The sequence below is a fragment of the Streptococcus catagoni genome (assembly GCF_011421425.1).
Classification (GTDB): domain Bacteria; phylum Bacillota; class Bacilli; order Lactobacillales; family Streptococcaceae; genus Streptococcus; species Streptococcus catagoni.
In genome coordinates, this window is the sequence record NZ_WPCW01000006.1 from 18,142 (window position 1) to 33,743 (window position 15,602).

Genomic DNA, 15,602 nt, shown 5'->3' on the forward strand with positions numbered 1-15,602 from the left:
TAAGATTATCTCAACCTTAGATTTTTTCTCCTTCTTCTTCTTTTTCTTTGGCAATTTGTTCTTTGATCTTACGTTCTTCTTCTTCTTTGGCTAGGCGTTCAGCTTCGATTTTTGCTCTGACAGCCGCTCTTTTAGCTACAGGATCTGGATGAATAACAACATTACCAGACTCAATCTCTTCTAAGGCTTGTAAGGTTGATTTTACTGATTTGAAACTTTGAGTTGCCTTAGCACCAGATTCTAATTCATGTGCACGTTTAGCTTGTAGAATAACTAGTGAATATTTTGAAGGCACCTTATCCAATAAAGTGTCAATCGAAGGTTTTAACATCATGGTTTTATACTCTTTTCTATTTTCAGCGAATAGGTTTTGTGTTTTTTATCATTTTATCATAGCGGCCAATCACGCGTTCTACACGAAAATGCTCTGTTTCTATGATTCGTTTGACGCGTTCTGCGGCAAGTGGGACATGATCGTTAACCACTGCATAGTCATATTCACGCATGAGAGCGATCTCTTCTCTTGCACGCTCAATCCGTTGAACGATAACTTCTTGGCTATCTGTTCCACGACCAACTAGACGATCTTCTAATTCTTCTAAATCAGGCGGTGTCAGGAAAATAAAAACACCATCTGGTACTTTCGTTTTAACTTGTAGAGCACCTTGTACTTCTATCTCAAGAAAAACGTCGATGCCTTTATCCAAAGTTTCATTGACATATGAGAGTGGTGTGCCATAGTAATTGCCTACGTACTCAGCATACTCAAGCATTTGACCAGTTCTAATAAGTTCCTCAAATTCTTCACGTGTTCTAAAGAAATAGTCAACGCCGTCAACTTCTCCTGGTCTCTGGGCACGTGTTGTCATAGAAACTGAATATTCAAACTTATGATCGGGTGTTGAGAAAATCTCTTGTCTAACCGTACCTTTACCTACACCAGACGGTCCTGAAAAGACGATTAACAAACCACGTTCAGACATTCTGTTCTCCTTAATAATTGCTTTCTAATAGTTTATCAAAATCAGATTCTTTTTTCAAGGTTATTGTTAGCTTATCTGAATTGAACGTAAAAAAAGAGGATAAATCCTCTTTTTACTTAGCATAGTCAACTGCTCGCATTTCACGAATGACTGTTACTTTGATATTACCTGGATAGTCTAAATTGTTCTCAATTTTTTCACGAACCTTGTGGGACAAAATAACAACATCATCGTCTGACATTTTGTCTGGCTGAACCATGATCCTAATCTCACGACCTGCTTGGAGGGCGAAGCTATTTTGCACTCCATCAAAGCTTGTTGCGATATCTTCTAAATCGCGAAGACGTTTGATATAGTTTTCCATTGATTCATTTCTAGCTCCTGGACGAGCTGAACTCAAGGCATCTGCGGCAGCTACTAAAACAGCAATTACAGAGTTAGGTTCAACATCACCGTGGTGACTAGCAATGGTATTAACGACTACAGGATGTTCTTTATATTTACGAGCAAATTCCATTCCGATTTCGACATGACTACCTTCAACTTCTCGGTCAATGGCTTTACCCATATCATGTAGGAATCCTGCTCTTTTTGCTAGGGAGACATTTTCGCCAAGTTCACCTGCTAAGATCCCAGCAAGTTTACCAACCTCAACGGAATGGCGTAAAACATTTTGTCCAAAGGAGGTTCTAAATTGTAAACGTCCCATGATTTTAATAAGATCCGGGTGTAAGTTTGGAGCCCCAATTTCATAGGCTGCTGCTTCACCATATTCTCGGATGCGATTATCCATTTCCAGACGGTTTTTCTCAACTAGCTCCTCTATTCTGGCTGGATGAATACGACCATCTGCAATCAGTGATTCTAGGGTCATTCTAGCAATTTCGCGACGAATTGGATCAAAACCAGATAAGACAACGACTTCTGGGGTATCATCAATGATCACATCAATACCTGTAAGACTCTCAAGGGTACGAATATTACGACCTTCACGACCGATAATCCGACCTTTCATATTGTCATCTGGTAAGGGAACAGTTGTTATGGTTTGTTCTGTGACATATTCACCAGCCATTCTTTGCATGGCTTGGGCCAATAAATCTTTAGCTGTCTTGTCAGTGCGATCTTTGATGTCACGTTCTGCATCACGAATGCGGCTAGCAATTTCATGCGATAACTTGTTCTCGGTTTCCATCAAGATAACTTCTCGTGCTTCAGCAATGGTCATTGCTCCTACACGTTCAAGCTCTGCTCTTTTTTCCTCTTCAAGTTTCTCGACTTCCGTTTGACGCTCATCAATATGTTTAGATTTATCGGTTAGACTTTGTTCTTTACTATCAAGAACTTTTTCTTTACTTGACAGATTCTCATCTTTTCGGTCAAGAGAAAAGGCACGTTCTGTTAAACGCGTTTCTAATTGTTTAAGCTCTTGTCTTTCAGATTTAAATTCTTGTTCAATTTCTTCACGATATTTTCTTGCCTCTTCTTTTGCTTCCAAAAGCAATTCTTTACGATTAGCTTTGCTTTCACGTTCTGCTGATTTTCGGATATGATTAGCTTCTTCTTCGGCTTTTCCACGAATATTTACAGCATCTTGTTCGGCATTTAAAAGAGTCAAGTCCGCACTCTCTTTCGCTGCTTTAAGTTTGAGCGAAATGAGTACGTAACCTAGTATCAAACCAATGAGGGTACAAACAATTAATAAAATAATATTACCCATGTCTTTACCTCAATTTTTATTAGTTTCCGTTAATAGAAAGCTACAATTAGTTTATCATAAATTAAGCTTTAAGACAATTACTCTACTTAAAAGATTGGTTACTTTTTCATAGAGAGCGAACTGCCTCAAACCCCTATTTTAAAAAGGATTGAACCAAGGAATCCATGATATAAGATTCTAAATCAGAATAATTTTTCTTTCTCAAACGGGTCAAAACAACCCTCCAAGATATAGGATGTTCCATAAGGATACAGACAATATTTTTCAAAGGATAAAGATCGGTGATAGGTTTAGGGCAAATGGTTAGAATGGCATGATTGATCATGGTTGAATTAATCATAAAATCCCAAGATGCTGATGTAAGTACAATGTTTGGTCTGACTTGGTTGCGTTCGCAGGTTTCTAAGACTAAATAATGCACCATAAAGGAGGAATCAAAGAGGGCAATATTTTCACCATTTAAATCTTCCCAGGTAATGACCTTTTTCTTGGCAAGGCGATGACTAAGAGAAAGACAAACAAATAATTCTGATCTTTGGATCTCATAAGTTTCAATCAGGTTATCGGCAATTCCAGTTGAGGATAATAAAACTGCTATGTCAACATTACCTAGTAATAATTCATTTTTTAAGTTAAAGGCTCTGATTTCTTTAACGTTAAATTGTATTCCTGGATTGGCAAAAATCATTTTAGGCATTACTTCTGAGAAAACAACTGATAAAATAAGGGGAGGAATGCCAATGTTGATGCTGCCGGTCAATGTTTTGTAGGATTATGTAAATTCATAAACATTTGATCGTACTGCTCTAAAACCTTTTGAGCATCACGGCAGTAACTTTCTCCTAGATAGGTAAGCCCCGCAAACGACCTTTGGTCCGTTTAAAAAGTTTTACATTCTCTCTCTTTTCAAATTCATTAATCATCATACTCAAAGTTGACCGGGAGACATAAAGTAACTCGGCAGCCTGACTCAGATAAAAATGACTTTCAACGATTGCTAAAAAATATCTTATCTGTTTTATATCCATTTTGCCCCTTTTTATGATAATATTTTTATCAGCTTTCTATAACCTTTTCTTATTATTATGACACAAGATTTTTCTAAAAACTAGCCGCAAGGTCTCAAAAATTTTTATAGGAATATCAAATTTCCATATTTTCTTTCTTCCAAAAATCTTGTTATCGTAGTGATAAGAAAAACGCTTTCTAAAATAAAAAAAGGAAATTACAAATATGAAAAAAGTTGTCATAGTCGAAGCATTACGTACACCAATAGGTTCCTTTGGCGGTGCCTTTAAAGATATTTCTGCCATTGAATTAGGCACAACTGTTCTTAAAAAGATACTCGAAAAAACCAAGCTTCCAGCTGATATGGTCGATGAAGTCATCCTTGGAAATGTTCTCCATGCTGGCCTAGGACAAAACGTAGCTAGACAGGTTGCTATACACTCTGGAATTCCTAGCAATAAGACTGCTTTTACAATAGATATGGTCTGTGGTTCTGGCTTAAAAGCCATCCAAATGGCCGCACAAAGCATTCTTCTAGGGGATTCTGAAATCGTGATCGCTGGTGGTGTTGAGAACATGTCACAGGCCGCTTATGTCAGCAAAACAAACCGTTTTGGAAGCCGTCTAGGAAATAGCCAATTAATAGATACCCTTGTCAACGACGGTTTAACGGATGCCTTCAATAATTACCATATGGGGATTACAGCTGAAAATGTTGCCGAAAAGTATGATATCAGCCGTGAAGAACAAGACCAGTTCGCCCTTGAAAGCCAAGTAAAAGCGGCACGCGCCTTAGAAACAAAACGATTTGCTGAGGAAATTGTCCCTGTTTCAATTCCGCAAAGAAAAGCAGATCCTATCATGATGTCACAGGATGAATATCCTAAAACAAATGCTAATCTTGAAGGTCTCAAAAAATTACGCCCGGCATTCCTCCCAAATATTGGAACCGTTACTGCTGGTAATGCCTCAGGGATAAATGATGGAGCTGCCATGGTCATGTTAATGAGTGAAGAAAAGGCAAAAAGCTTAGGCCTAAAAATCCTTGTTTCTCTTGCTGCCTATGCCAGCGCCGGTGTTGAACCAGAATTAATGGGAACAGGACCAATCCCTGCCTCAGAAAAAGCTTTGGAAAAAGCTGGTTTGACTGTTGCTGACTTGGATTTAGTTGAATCAAATGAAGCCTTTGCAGCCCAATCTCTTGCTGTAATGAAAGAACTCAAACTAGATCCAGAACGTGTCAATGTCAACGGGGGAGCTATTGCTCTTGGTCACCCAATTGGAGCCAGCGGGGCTAGAATTTTAGTTACATTAATCCATGAAATGAAGAAAAGAAATGCCAATAATGGTCTAGCAACCTTGTGTATCGGTGGCGGACAAGGTACTGCCCTTATCGTCAAAAATGAAGCCTAGCCTAACTGCAAGAAAGAAGGAAGAAAAATGTGTAAAGAAATTACAATTACAGAAGCCCTCAATCATATTAAAGACGGCGACACTATTATGGTAGGGGGCTTCATGACCAATGGAACACCTAAAAAACTCATTGATGCTCTAGTTGAAAAGGCCTAAAAGATCTGACCTTGATTTGTAATGACGCTGGCTTTCCTGATAAGGGTGTTGGTAAGATTGTCGCTAAGAAACAGTTTACAACCATCATTGCCTCACATATTGGCTTAAACCGTGAAGCTGGCTGCCAAATGAATGAAGGTGAAACAACCATTTACCTTTCATTTCACTAGCTCTATCAGGTAGTATCTTCGGAGGAGAACTTCTAAAGAAAAACATTATTTATATTGCCTTACTAGCTGCCATCTTATTAGCTATCATTCTCTTTAAACCTTTTATTCCAAATAAAATGGCTATCTTTAACCTAGGAGCCAGCCGTTCTATCGCCCCCATATTTGCTACAGCTTCTGCTGTTGCTTTTGGAGCAGTCATTATGATCGCCCCTGGCTTTAAGGTCTTTTCAGATTTGATCTTAAATATCCCAGGCAATCCTTTGATTAGTTTGACCGTGCTAACCTCTTCTATGTCTGCTATCACTGGTTCTTCTTCCGGAGCTCTGGGGATCGTCATGCCTAATTTTGCCCAATTTTATTTGGACAAGGGTGCTGACCTAGAGATGATACACCGTGTGGCCACTATTGCAACCAACATTTTCACTATTGTCCCTCAGAGTGGTGTCTTTTTGACCTTCCTCGCCTTGACCGGATTAAATCATAAAAACGCCTTTAAAGAAACCTTTATCACTGTTTCTGTAGGTACCTTTATTGCTCAGATCTTAGTTATTGTTACTGGCACCATCTTTAAATAATAAGAGCCAAATATCTTTGATTCCTTATCTGATGTCGATAGGACAACAGCTGTAAATCGGATACCTATTTTCATTTCTTTTATGTTATGATAATGGAAGAAGAAAAAAGGAGGCAGTCTATGCCAAAAGATGTTGTCGTAGAAAGTTTTGAACTTGACCATACTATTGTTAAAGCACCTTATGTTCGTTTGATTTCTGAGGATGCTGGTCCTAAGGGTGATATCATTACCAACTTTGATATCAGACTTGTTCAACCTAATGAAAATTCAATTGAAACAGCTGGTTTACACACCATTGAGCACCTCTTAGCCAAATTAATCCGTCAACGCATTGATGGGATGATTGATTGCTCACCATTTGGTTGCAGAACTGGTTTCCACCTGATTATGTGGGGACAGCACAGTTCATCAGATATAGCCAAGGTGATAAAATCCTCCCTAGAAGAAATTGCTGAAGGCATCACTTGGGAGGATGTTCCCGGTACAACCATTGAATCCTGTGGAAACTACAAGGATCACAGCCTATTTTCAGCAAAAGAATGGGCAAAAGCCATACTAGCTCAAGGTATTTCTGCCGATGCCTTTGAGCGCAAGCCTATTTAAAAAAGAGCCTGGAGCTCTTTTTTAGTTTGTAGACAAAATCCTTTTATATTTTTCGGAAATATATATTTGTAATTCTGTTCCAATACTTAAATGTGTGAAATTATATTTAATAACCGTCTATCATGCGGTTATTAAAATTATTTTTATTTATGGATAAACAATTTCTTTGGTTTCAAATAAAGATATGTCTGATTTAATAGCTTTTGTTTGATAATTTAATTTTCTTATTGTTTCCACTAGTCCAAAAACTGTTGTTCCTTCTTTATTAATTTTGGCAAATTCTCTCAGAGTAGCTAAAGAATAATATGAGCTATAATAATTAAATATCATGGATTGATAATTCCTCTTTCTAAATCTCATACAGTCTTCTGATAAAAATAAGCTACCAATTTATCTATAAAAAAATGACTTGCCAATAGGATCAGGTCATTTCTTGTAGCCATTAGTTAAATATTATCGAAATTCTTATTTCCCAGTGACTCTGGGATAAGAGTCAAGCCATAAAAGCTAAAACGAACAAGATTAGATTTCTCATTATTGAAATACTAACCTTGTTCGTCTTTATATTTATTTTATCAGGAATGTGACTTGAACTATAGAATTTCTAAAATGAAATCTTTTAGTCCTAGGCTTTTTAATAGTCTAAGGCATCTGCACGGCCTTTGGCATTACCAACAAAGTAACCTGTCTTACAGTTAATTGAAAATAGATAAGTACCATCAGGTGTGAACATATTATAGTAACCATTGCCATTTACAATATTGACTGGCTCTAGGATATAATTATTTCCTGAAATATGACCTCTAGCTTGAGCAGTAGCCACGATACGTTCAAGTACTCCTGCATTAAAGGCCCAGGCAGTATTGCCACTATCAGAAATAGCTGAGCTATTATAAGGGACACGTGATTTATCACGCTCTAAAGCTACTCCATTTACTGCTATTCCTGCACTAGCAATAAGTGACCCTTGGGTAGAAGTATTAGGAGCTACACTAGCACCAGCATTGGCATTGTTTTCACTAGCTTGGGCTGCTTGAGTCGCTTGATCAGCCTTGGCTTGAGCCTCTTTATCGGCTCTCTCCTTATCAGCCTTAGCTTTATCACTGAGCTGTTTTCTACCATCTGAGATGACGGATTGAAGGAGTCCATCTAATTTAGCATCACCTGTTTTTAAGATTTCAGACTTGATATCATCAAAGTTAGTACCTGATTTCACAGTAGCTGCTTGCTTTTTACCATCTTGAATGGCTTCAGTTGAAAATTTTGCATTAACAGCTTGGATGGCATTGATTCGTTTTTTCAAGTCATCAAATTTTGTTTTAGCATCAGCATAGTAAGAAGTATCTTCTAACTTTTTCAAAGATTTTTCCAAGTTCCCGATTTCTGAGAATTGACTGTTCTTCAATGTTGTCATTTCCTTATCAGTGAAGAACTTCTTGTAAGCGTCATTGAAATCTTTAAAGTCAGCTTTGGCTGTCTTACTAAGTGATTTTTGAGTAGAAGATGCCAAATTTGACGTAGAAGTATTTGTTTTTGACTGTGAGGAATTAGCGTGTTTGAAAGCATTGAGACCAAAGATAAGGCTGAGTATTAAGATCAATAAGGCAATCAAAATCACAATCAGCTTTTTCTTCTTTTTAGGCTCTTGCTTATCTGAAGCTAAAAATTGGTCCTTTGGTTCATCCCAAGTCATCTGATCATAGCGAGTTGGAGCAATATGATTATCCTCTGGTCCAGCTACAATAAGAGCTTCTGCCTGAGGGGTCTCTGAAATCTTTTCTTCCTCTTTAGAATCTATTTCTTGAGAGCTCATCTTTTCTGAGCTGGCTGCTTCAGCAGAAATCAAACCTGAGCTAGCCAATTCTTCCCTTTGTTTTTTAATAAAGTTATCCAGAGCAGCAGTGTCCAAGTTATCCATGTCTGATAATTTGGTTTCAAACTTTTGAGAATCTACTTCTTCACGGTGCTGCTTGATATATTTATCTAAGATACCGTCATCTTCTTTAACACCTGCTTTGATTTCAGAGTCTTTACGAACTGCTTCTCCGACAGTCATGCCTTTGACTTCATCAATATCAAGTGTTTGTCCGTCATCATTTACATCAAAATTTTTGTTTTCTTCTGACACCTTTAATTACCCCTTTACCGCATTTCGTTTAACTCTTTGTCCATAAAATTGATAGAGATCAACCTTGAGGGTACCATTATAGAGCTTACGTTTTTTATCGGCCTGACGACCATATTTTTTTTCAAAATTTTCATCACTGGTCAAAATAAATTTACTCCATGTTTTTAAGGGAGCCAAGGTTTGACCCATTTCATTATACAAAATGTCAACTGCTTTGTCATCAAGTAGCCGTTCTCCATAAGGTGGATTTGAAATAATAACCCCATTAATTTTATCAGTTCTAAAATCTTGGAGACGCATTTGTTTAAAATGGATGACCCCAACTAGTCCTGCTTCTTCAGCATTCTTTTGGGCAATTTGAATCATTCTGCCATCAATATCAAAGCCACTAATATCTAGTTGAATGTCGTAGTTTGCAGCTGCTTCTGCCTCATCTCTAACTGCTTGTACTAGGCCTTTATCAACCCAATTCCATTCTTCAAAGGCAAAGGAACGATTGAAACCAGGGGCAATATTCATTCCCATTAGGGCTGCTTCAATACAAAATGTGCCTGAACCACATGTGGGATCAACCAAGGGCTTATCAGGAAACCAGTTGCTCAATTCTAAAATAGCCGCGGCCATATTTTCCTTAATAGGAGCTCCGCCTTTTTCAATGCGGTAGCCACGTTTAAAGAGGCTGGTACCACTGGTATCAATCATAAGGGTCGCTACATCTTTTAAGATGGACACTTCGATTTTAAATTCCGCACCAATCTCTTGCAAGGGCACGTTTTCTGGGCGATGAAAATGCTTTTGTAATTTTTTAACGATGGCTTTTTTAGTAATAGCCTGTACACTTGGTTCATTGTGCAGTTTGGATTTGACGCATTTTGCCTTGGCAATTGGAAATTTGGCACCTAAAGGCAGATAGCACTCCCAATCCAGTGCATAGACACCTTGGAAAAGTTCTTCAAAAGTCCTGGCTGGAAATTGTCCGACAATAATTTTTATTCTATCAGCAGCTCTTAACCATAGGTTTGTCTTAATAATGGCTTGAACATCACCTTCAAAATAAACTTTGCCATTTTCAACCTGGTATTCAAAACCTAAGGCTTTCATCTCTTTTCCTACTACTGATTCAAGTCCAGCAGCAACGGTGGCAACCAATTTAAACTGTTTTTTCATCTATCATTCTTTCTCTTTAATCAAATAAAAGCTAGCAATTGCTAGCTTAACCTATTATGCAATTTTCTATAAGCCATGTTTTGTTCCAGAAATGACTAGGTCTCATTTCTTTCGATAATCATCTGTCTACTGATTTTAAACAGTCAGAATAGCTTGTTCGTTTCCAATCTATCCCATGCCCCGACCAAAGTTTGGGTTGCTAGCTTGAGGGGTTTACCGCGTTCCACTTTTTACATTTCTGTAAAAACTACGTCACTGTGGCACTTTCAGAGCTATTTTGACATATCTAAGAGACTTAGCCATTTCACTCGCCGTAATATACTTTTTGTATATCCCTAGGCTTATTTTTTCGCCTAGCACAAACACTACCGGCATCACAGCCAGTGCTAGCATGGACTTTCCTCATAGTATTTAAATACTACGCGATTATCCAAAAATTGCAAGTTACATCCTATTCGGTAATTTGTTTACCAAAAACTTCTTTTTCTAAACGACTGATACGTTTCAAGATATCAAAATTAGTGGCAGTTTGTGTCACCCTTGTAGGTTGTACAGATGAATGACGGTCCTCATTAAAGGACTGCCTAGATTGATTCCCTTCTTTTCGTAAGCGTTCATTTTCAGCTTTCAATGCTTCAATTTGAGCGATGTAATTTTCATAATCTTTGATAACGTTGTCTAAAAATTCATCCACTTCTTTTTTGTCAAAACCACGCATACTAGTTTTAAATTCTTGCTCAAAAATGTCTTTTGGACTATAAATTATACTTGTCATTCTATACTCTCCGAACGGTCTATCTTTTTACATATCAATTCACTGATACTACTTTCAATGATACAGAAAAATAAGTCAAAAAGCAAGTGATAAACTAGGAGTAATTATTAAAATAGAATTACTCTTCTTCAATGATTTCATTTAATCGTTCGAATGTTAAAAATGTCAGCTGATAATCTTTCTTTTCTTTCATTTGCTTTAACAAATACTTAAGATTTGTTTCTTTTTCTTCATCGTAAAAGAGATAAGCCCCGTCGGTCTTGTCCAACAAAAAGGAATTATATAGCTGAAATTGCTTTGGACTTTCATAGCTTTTAAAGGAATATTTCACAAAATCTACTTCCTTAAAGGCCTGGAGTTTCTCCTGATTCTTTTCATTCCAATTTAAACCATGACTTTCAAAGTCAAAGAGGGTGGCTATTTTAAAGGGATAGTCTTTTTGCAATTCCTTGGCTACTTCTAAAACCCAAACTTCAAAGCCCAGATCCCCAGTGAAAACCAGCCACTCAAGCCCCTCTTCAAGTTGTGCCTTTAGCTGAGCTTTTATAGCCTTTTTGATAATTCTAATATGCTTGTCTTTACCGTTAAAAATCCCCAATTCAAAACTCTTGTAACCTCTTATTAGAATCGCAGTCATATGGTGTTGTCCTTTCAAAAAATATGATATAATAAAAGTGCTTAACTTTCTCATTAAGTAACTGACGTATAGGAGAACTATGGTTAACTACCCTCATCAACTTAAACGGAGAATTGCAAGCCCTGTTCACAAGTCTGTCAAAAAAACAAAAGTAGATTTTGCCAATCGCGGGATGTCCTTTGAAGCTGCAATCAATGCAACCAATGACTATTATTTATCTCGGAAAATAGCTGTTATTCATAAAAAACCAACACCTATTCAGATTGTCAAGGTTGACTACCCTAAAAGGAGCCGAGCAAAGATTGTAGAAGCTTACTTTAGACAGGCCTCTACAACAGACTACTCTGGTGTCTACAAAGGTTACTACATTGACTTTGAAGCAAAAGAAACCAGACAAAAGACTGCCATGCCAATGAAAAACTTTCATTCACACCAAATTGAGCATATGGCATCAGTCGTCGAACAAAAGGGAATTTGCTTTGTCCTTTTACATTTTAGCACATTAAAAGAAACCTATTATCTCCCAGCAGAAGCTCTAATTGAATTTTATCAGATAGACATGGGTAATAAGTCAATGCCACTTGATTATATCAGAAAAAACGGCTTTGAGATATTGATTGGAGCATATCCTCAGGTTCCTTATTTAGATATTATAGAAGAAAAATTTTTTTAGGCGGTGATTAAAATCAAAAATCCAACAGTTCAAAAAGTACTAAAATATGCCTTAGCTGCACTACTTAGTTTAATTATATTTATATTCGTAATAGGTGGTCTATTATTTATTTTTTACATTTCCAGTGCTCCAAAACTATCCGAGGCTCAATTAAAATCAACCAACTCTAGTCTCGTTTACGATGGCCACAATAGATTAATCGCCGACTTAGGTTCTGAAAAAAGAGAAAATGTCACAGCAGATAGTATTCCACTCAATCTTGTCAATGCTATTACTTCTATTGAAGACAAACGTTTCTTCAATCACCGAGGAGTGGATCTCTATCGTATTTTAGGGGCTGCTTGGCATAACTTAACCAGTAGCGGTACCCAAGGGGGATCTACCCTGGACCAGCAGCTGATTAAACTGGCCTACTTCTCAACAAATGAATCCGATCAGACACTAAAGCGTAAGGCTCAAGAAGTTTGGTTGGCTCTCCAAATGGAACGCAAGTATACCAAAAAAGAAATTTTAACCTTCTATATTAATAAAGTCTATATGGGAAATGGTAATTACGGTATGCTGACAGCTTCTAAGTCTTACTTTGGTAAAGATTTGAAGGATCTGTCACACGCACAGCTAGCCTTACTTGCTGGTATCCCTCAGGCGCCAACCCAGTATGACCCTTACACTCAACCAGAGTCAGCTACAAACCGTAGGAATGCCGTTCTTCAAAGAATGTATGCCGAAAAAAACATTACAAAGGCTGAATATGACAAAGCTGTTGCTACTCCAGTTAATGAGGGATTGAAACCCTTGAAAAAAACCTCAAGTTATCCAAAATATATGGATAATTACTTGAAACAGGTTATTCAACAAGTTAAAGCTGAAACTAATAAAGATATCTTTACAGCAGGTTTAAAAGTTTATACAAATATACTTCCTGAGGCTCAAAAACGTCTTTATGATATCTATAATACTAGCGATTATGTTTTATATCCAGACGATAAGTTCCAAGTAGCTTCAACTATTATTGATGTTACAAACGGACACGTTGTTGCACAGCTTGGCGGTCGCCACCAAAATGAAGACATTTCATTTGGAACCAACCAAGCCGTCCTAACAGACCGTGACTGGGGTTCTACCATGAAACCAATCACTGACTATGCTCCTGCTATTGAATCCGGTGCTTATAATTCTACAGCACAGTCAACAAACGACTCTGTTTACTATTGGCCTGGTACCGATACTCAACTTTATAACTGGGACCGCAGGTATAATGGTTGGATGACTATTCAGTCTGCCCTTATGCTATCTCGTAACGTCCCTGCTGTTCGAGCACTAGAAGCTGCTGGTTTGGATTATGCTAAAAAATTCCTCAGTGGTTTAGGCATTGAGTATCCTGAGATTCATTATTCTAATGCCATCTCTAGTAATACAAGTAGCCCAGAAAATAAATACGGTGCAAGTAGTGAAAAAATGGCTGCTGCCTACGCTGCTTTTGCTAATGGTGGAACCTACCATAAGCCACAGTATGTCAATAAAATTGAATTTAACGATGGGACGACTAAGGTCATTGATAGCAAAGGCAAGAATGCCATGAAAGAAACAACAGCTTATATGATGACTGATATGCTTAAAACAGTACTGACCTACGGTACTGGAGTTGACGCAGCTATTCCAGGAGTTATTCAAGCTGGTAAGACAGGTACTTCTAACTACACTGATGACGAACTTACCAAGATTGGTAATGAGTCTGGCCTTTATACAGATTATGTGGGTACAATGACCCCTGATGAAAACTTTGTTGGTTACACCAAGAAATATTCCATGGCCGTATGGACCGGCTATAAGAGCCGACTAACCCCTATCTACGGGGAAGGCTTACAGGTAGCTTCAAAAGTTTATCGTAATATGATGACCTACCTAACAGATGGCTACAGCGAAGACTGGACAATGCCAAGTGGTTTATACCGTAGTGGTGGCATGCTTTACCTCAGTGGTGGAACTTACACAACCAACAGTGATAACAATTCATCTGTCTATAATAATATTTATAGTAGTTCTAGTTCTTCTTCAAGTAGGTCGGCAGCCGCTGAAGACTCTAAACAGTCAACACCTTCAGCTTCAAATGCTCCTAGCTCATCACAAAGTCCTTCAACAAATACTGGCCCAGCAGACAGCCACAATAACCCGCCTGCTCCAAATAATGGAAATGCTAATAATGGCAATCATAACTAAAAAAATTCGGAAAAAATTCCGAATTTTTTTTAATTTGCTAAAGCTCCCATTGGATCCCAAGGATCAAGTTTGATTGCTTCTGCCTGATAAGCCGCAAGTTCTTTAGCAGTAAGGTATTCTTTACGGATAACAATCTGGTAAGTGTATTCATCCATCCAAGCATCTGAAGCTACAAAGTAGCCCTTTTCACCAACCTTATCTCCCCAGGAATTTTCAACCTTCCACTTCAAAGGTTGACCTTTTTCATCTAAGTCTACTCCTGTTAAGACCATGGCGTGAGTCATCAAGCTTTCACTATAATCCAGCCGCCCCGCCTTATTCTGACTTAGAGATAGATCCATAGCAGAAAGGAAATCATAAGTATTGGTAGCCATGATCCCCTTTTTACTAGTTGAAAACTGGCCTACATCTGAACCAAACCATACAGATTCCCCAGCTCTGAGCTGTTTAATCGCCAGTTCTTTAAAACGTTTCATATCCACATTGAGATAACGCACAGCTCTGCTACCAACTACATTTCCCAACATGTCAACAGTATAGGACTTACCATAGGGTTTATCCTTTGTTGGAGCATTGATAATAGAAACATAATCTGAAAGGTTAATATTGACATATTTTTTATAAAAATCTTGAGGACTTATAGCCTTTTCGCAATAGTAATTATTATCCTTATCCCTATAAGCAAAGTCGAAACTGCGTGGAGGTAAACCTAGATTCATGGCTAAGAAATTGAAGATCTCTTGAAGTAGGTCTTCTTTTTTAGCTTGCACTTCTTTTGAACTAGCTCCTTTGGCTAGGATTTCCCTTAAAATTTGAGCATCCTGACGAAGCAATTTGTTCAGGTATTGATTTAATTCTCGGCTATTACTAGAAGAAACAGACTCCGGATATTGTGATTTTGGAACAACACCATATTTCTCAAATAAGGAAACCACCATATCCCATTGGCCACCATCTTGTTGGGGAAGATCCAATAAGAATTTAACCTTACGACTGCTTAATTCTTCCTTTGCTGTAGCAATGACTTGCTCCATAAACCAATTTGATTTTTCATATTTATCCCAGAAGAAAGTATGAGCCTGAGACAGTTCAAAATTTTCTAGTTTAAACTCTGAGATGAGTTTATGACGAAATGTGTTCAATGCTGCAAACATCCAGCAGCGCCCTGAAGCTTTTTGGTTTGAAACCTTGTCCTTAGTCAAATCAATTGAAAAAACATGATTGTTTTCAATCTCACTTTGTCTGGTTTCTAAGGATTTCAAAAGCCCATTATGGGTAATAGCATTTTCAATAGCCGAAAACTTAGGGTTCTTTTCATAATTTTTGAAGAGTTGTTCTGTAAACGTTTCTTTTATTTCTGACATAATGTCCTCCA

Annotated in this window: 13 protein-coding genes, 1 other RNA gene and 3 pseudogenes; 6 read left to right on the plus strand and 11 right to left on the minus strand. The window is 37.7% G+C overall.

Annotated features, from left to right (window positions below):
- Positions 1 to 16: 16 nt before the first annotated feature.
- The 4 genes and pseudogenes from rpoZ to HBN42_RS09310 form a co-directional block, all read right to left on the minus strand.
- Positions 17 to 334 (minus strand): DNA-directed RNA polymerase subunit omega, encoded by a 318-nt coding sequence (gene rpoZ, locus HBN42_RS09295; RefSeq protein WP_165994750.1) that lies wholly within the window; start codon positions 332 to 334, stop codon positions 17 to 19.
- Positions 335 to 356: 22 nt separating this feature from the next.
- A complete protein-coding gene (gene gmk, locus HBN42_RS09300) occupies positions 357 to 983 on the minus strand; it encodes a guanylate kinase (RefSeq protein WP_165994751.1) in 627 nt (208 codons plus the stop codon).
- 112 nt (positions 984 to 1,095) lie between these two features.
- On the minus strand, positions 1,096 to 2,703 hold the full coding sequence (locus HBN42_RS09305; protein WP_165994752.1) for a ribonuclease Y: 1,608 nt from the start codon (positions 2,701 to 2,703) through the stop codon (positions 1,096 to 1,098).
- 133 nt (positions 2,704 to 2,836) lie between these two features.
- Positions 2,837 to 3,731: pseudogene (locus tag HBN42_RS09310) on the minus strand (LysR family transcriptional regulator).
- Positions 3,732 to 3,936: 205 nt separating this feature from the next.
- On the opposite strand from HBN42_RS09310, the gene HBN42_RS09315 reads away from it, so the two are divergent.
- From HBN42_RS09315 to HBN42_RS09330, 4 genes and pseudogenes are all read left to right on the plus strand, one after another.
- Complete coding sequence (locus HBN42_RS09315; RefSeq protein ID WP_165994753.1) at positions 3,937 to 5,124, plus strand: acetyl-CoA C-acetyltransferase; 1,188 nt, start codon at positions 3,937 to 3,939, stop codon at positions 5,122 to 5,124.
- A 27-nt stretch (positions 5,125 to 5,151) separates the two neighbouring features.
- Positions 5,152 to 5,438 (plus strand): annotated as a pseudogene (locus HBN42_RS09320) (CoA-transferase); the annotation flags it as partial.
- Positions 5,432 to 6,025, plus strand: a pseudogene (locus HBN42_RS09325) (GntP family permease); the annotation flags it as partial. The pseudogenes HBN42_RS09320 and HBN42_RS09325, both read left to right, overlap by 7 nt.
- Before the next feature lie 119 nt (positions 6,026 to 6,144).
- Positions 6,145 to 6,627, plus strand: coding sequence for an S-ribosylhomocysteine lyase (locus tag HBN42_RS09330; RefSeq protein WP_165994754.1), 483 nt, complete (start codon positions 6,145 to 6,147; stop codon positions 6,625 to 6,627).
- Between the two features lie 147 nt (positions 6,628 to 6,774).
- Here the strand turns inward: HBN42_RS09330 and HBN42_RS09335 are convergent, their stop codons facing one another.
- From HBN42_RS09335 to HBN42_RS09360, 6 genes are all read right to left on the minus strand, one after another.
- Positions 6,775 to 6,987 carry a cysteine peptidase family C39 domain-containing protein gene (locus tag HBN42_RS09335; RefSeq protein WP_165994755.1) on the minus strand — a complete coding sequence of 71 codons (213 nt, stop codon included), beginning with the start codon at positions 6,985 to 6,987 and terminating at the stop codon, positions 6,775 to 6,777.
- 274 nt (positions 6,988 to 7,261) lie between these two features.
- A complete protein-coding gene (locus HBN42_RS09340) occupies positions 7,262 to 8,755 on the minus strand; it encodes a cell division site-positioning protein MapZ family protein (RefSeq protein WP_328804296.1) in 1,494 nt (497 codons plus the stop codon).
- A gap of 6 nt (positions 8,756 to 8,761) precedes the next feature.
- A complete protein-coding gene (locus HBN42_RS09345; protein ID WP_165994756.1) occupies positions 8,762 to 9,922 on the minus strand; it encodes a THUMP domain-containing class I SAM-dependent RNA methyltransferase in 1,161 nt (386 codons plus the stop codon).
- 64 nt (positions 9,923 to 9,986) lie between these two features.
- Positions 9,987 to 10,360: RNase P RNA component class B (gene rnpB, locus HBN42_RS09350), an RNA gene on the minus strand.
- Between the two features lie 13 nt (positions 10,361 to 10,373).
- Positions 10,374 to 10,697 carry a cell division regulator GpsB gene (gene gpsB / locus HBN42_RS09355; protein WP_165994757.1) on the minus strand — a complete coding sequence of 108 codons (324 nt, stop codon included), beginning with the start codon at positions 10,695 to 10,697 and terminating at the stop codon, positions 10,374 to 10,376.
- A gap of 118 nt (positions 10,698 to 10,815) precedes the next feature.
- Positions 10,816 to 11,334, minus strand: a complete 519-nt coding sequence (locus tag HBN42_RS09360) for an SLOG family protein (RefSeq protein WP_165994758.1) — start codon at positions 11,332 to 11,334, stop codon at positions 10,816 to 10,818.
- Positions 11,335 to 11,413: 79 nt separating this feature from the next.
- Between HBN42_RS09360 and recU the strand changes: the two genes are divergently transcribed.
- Positions 11,414 to 12,007, plus strand: coding sequence for a Holliday junction resolvase RecU (recU, locus tag HBN42_RS09365; RefSeq protein WP_165994759.1), 594 nt, complete (start codon positions 11,414 to 11,416; stop codon positions 12,005 to 12,007).
- A 3-nt stretch (positions 12,008 to 12,010) separates the two neighbouring features.
- Positions 12,011 to 14,227, plus strand: coding sequence for a penicillin-binding protein PBP1A (gene pbp1a / locus HBN42_RS09370; RefSeq protein WP_165994760.1), 2,217 nt, complete (start codon positions 12,011 to 12,013; stop codon positions 14,225 to 14,227).
- A gap of 29 nt (positions 14,228 to 14,256) precedes the next feature.
- Here the strand turns inward: pbp1a and pepC are convergent, their stop codons facing one another.
- A complete protein-coding gene (gene pepC / locus HBN42_RS09375) occupies positions 14,257 to 15,591 on the minus strand; it encodes an aminopeptidase C (protein ID WP_165994761.1) in 1,335 nt (444 codons plus the stop codon).
- Positions 15,592 to 15,602 lie beyond the last annotated feature (11 nt).

Coding starts and splice junctions, on each gene's coding strand:
- gpsB (WP_165994757.1), bottom strand. CDS start 10,697: ATGACAAGTATAATTTATAGTCCAAAAGACATTTTTGAGCAAGAATTT.
- HBN42_RS09315 (WP_165994753.1), top strand. CDS start 3,937: ATGAAAAAAGTTGTCATAGTCGAAGCATTACGTACACCAATAGGTTCC.
- HBN42_RS09305 (WP_165994752.1), bottom strand. CDS start 2,703: ATGGGTAATATTATTTTATTAATTGTTTGTACCCTCATTGGTTTGATA.
- rpoZ (WP_165994750.1), bottom strand. CDS start 334: ATGATGTTAAAACCTTCGATTGACACTTTATTGGATAAGGTGCCTTCA.
- HBN42_RS09330 (WP_165994754.1), top strand. CDS start 6,145: ATGCCAAAAGATGTTGTCGTAGAAAGTTTTGAACTTGACCATACTATT.
- recU (WP_165994759.1), top strand. CDS start 11,414: ATGGTTAACTACCCTCATCAACTTAAACGGAGAATTGCAAGCCCTGTT.
- HBN42_RS09360 (WP_165994758.1), bottom strand. CDS start 11,334: ATGACTGCGATTCTAATAAGAGGTTACAAGAGTTTTGAATTGGGGATT.
- HBN42_RS09345 (WP_165994756.1), bottom strand. CDS start 9,922: ATGAAAAAACAGTTTAAATTGGTTGCCACCGTTGCTGCTGGACTTGAA.
- pepC (WP_165994761.1), bottom strand. CDS start 15,591: ATGTCAGAAATAAAAGAAACGTTTACAGAACAACTCTTCAAAAATTAT.
- gmk (WP_165994751.1), bottom strand. CDS start 983: ATGTCTGAACGTGGTTTGTTAATCGTCTTTTCAGGACCGTCTGGTGTA.
- HBN42_RS09335 (WP_165994755.1), bottom strand. CDS start 6,987: ATGAGATTTAGAAAGAGGAATTATCAATCCATGATATTTAATTATTAT.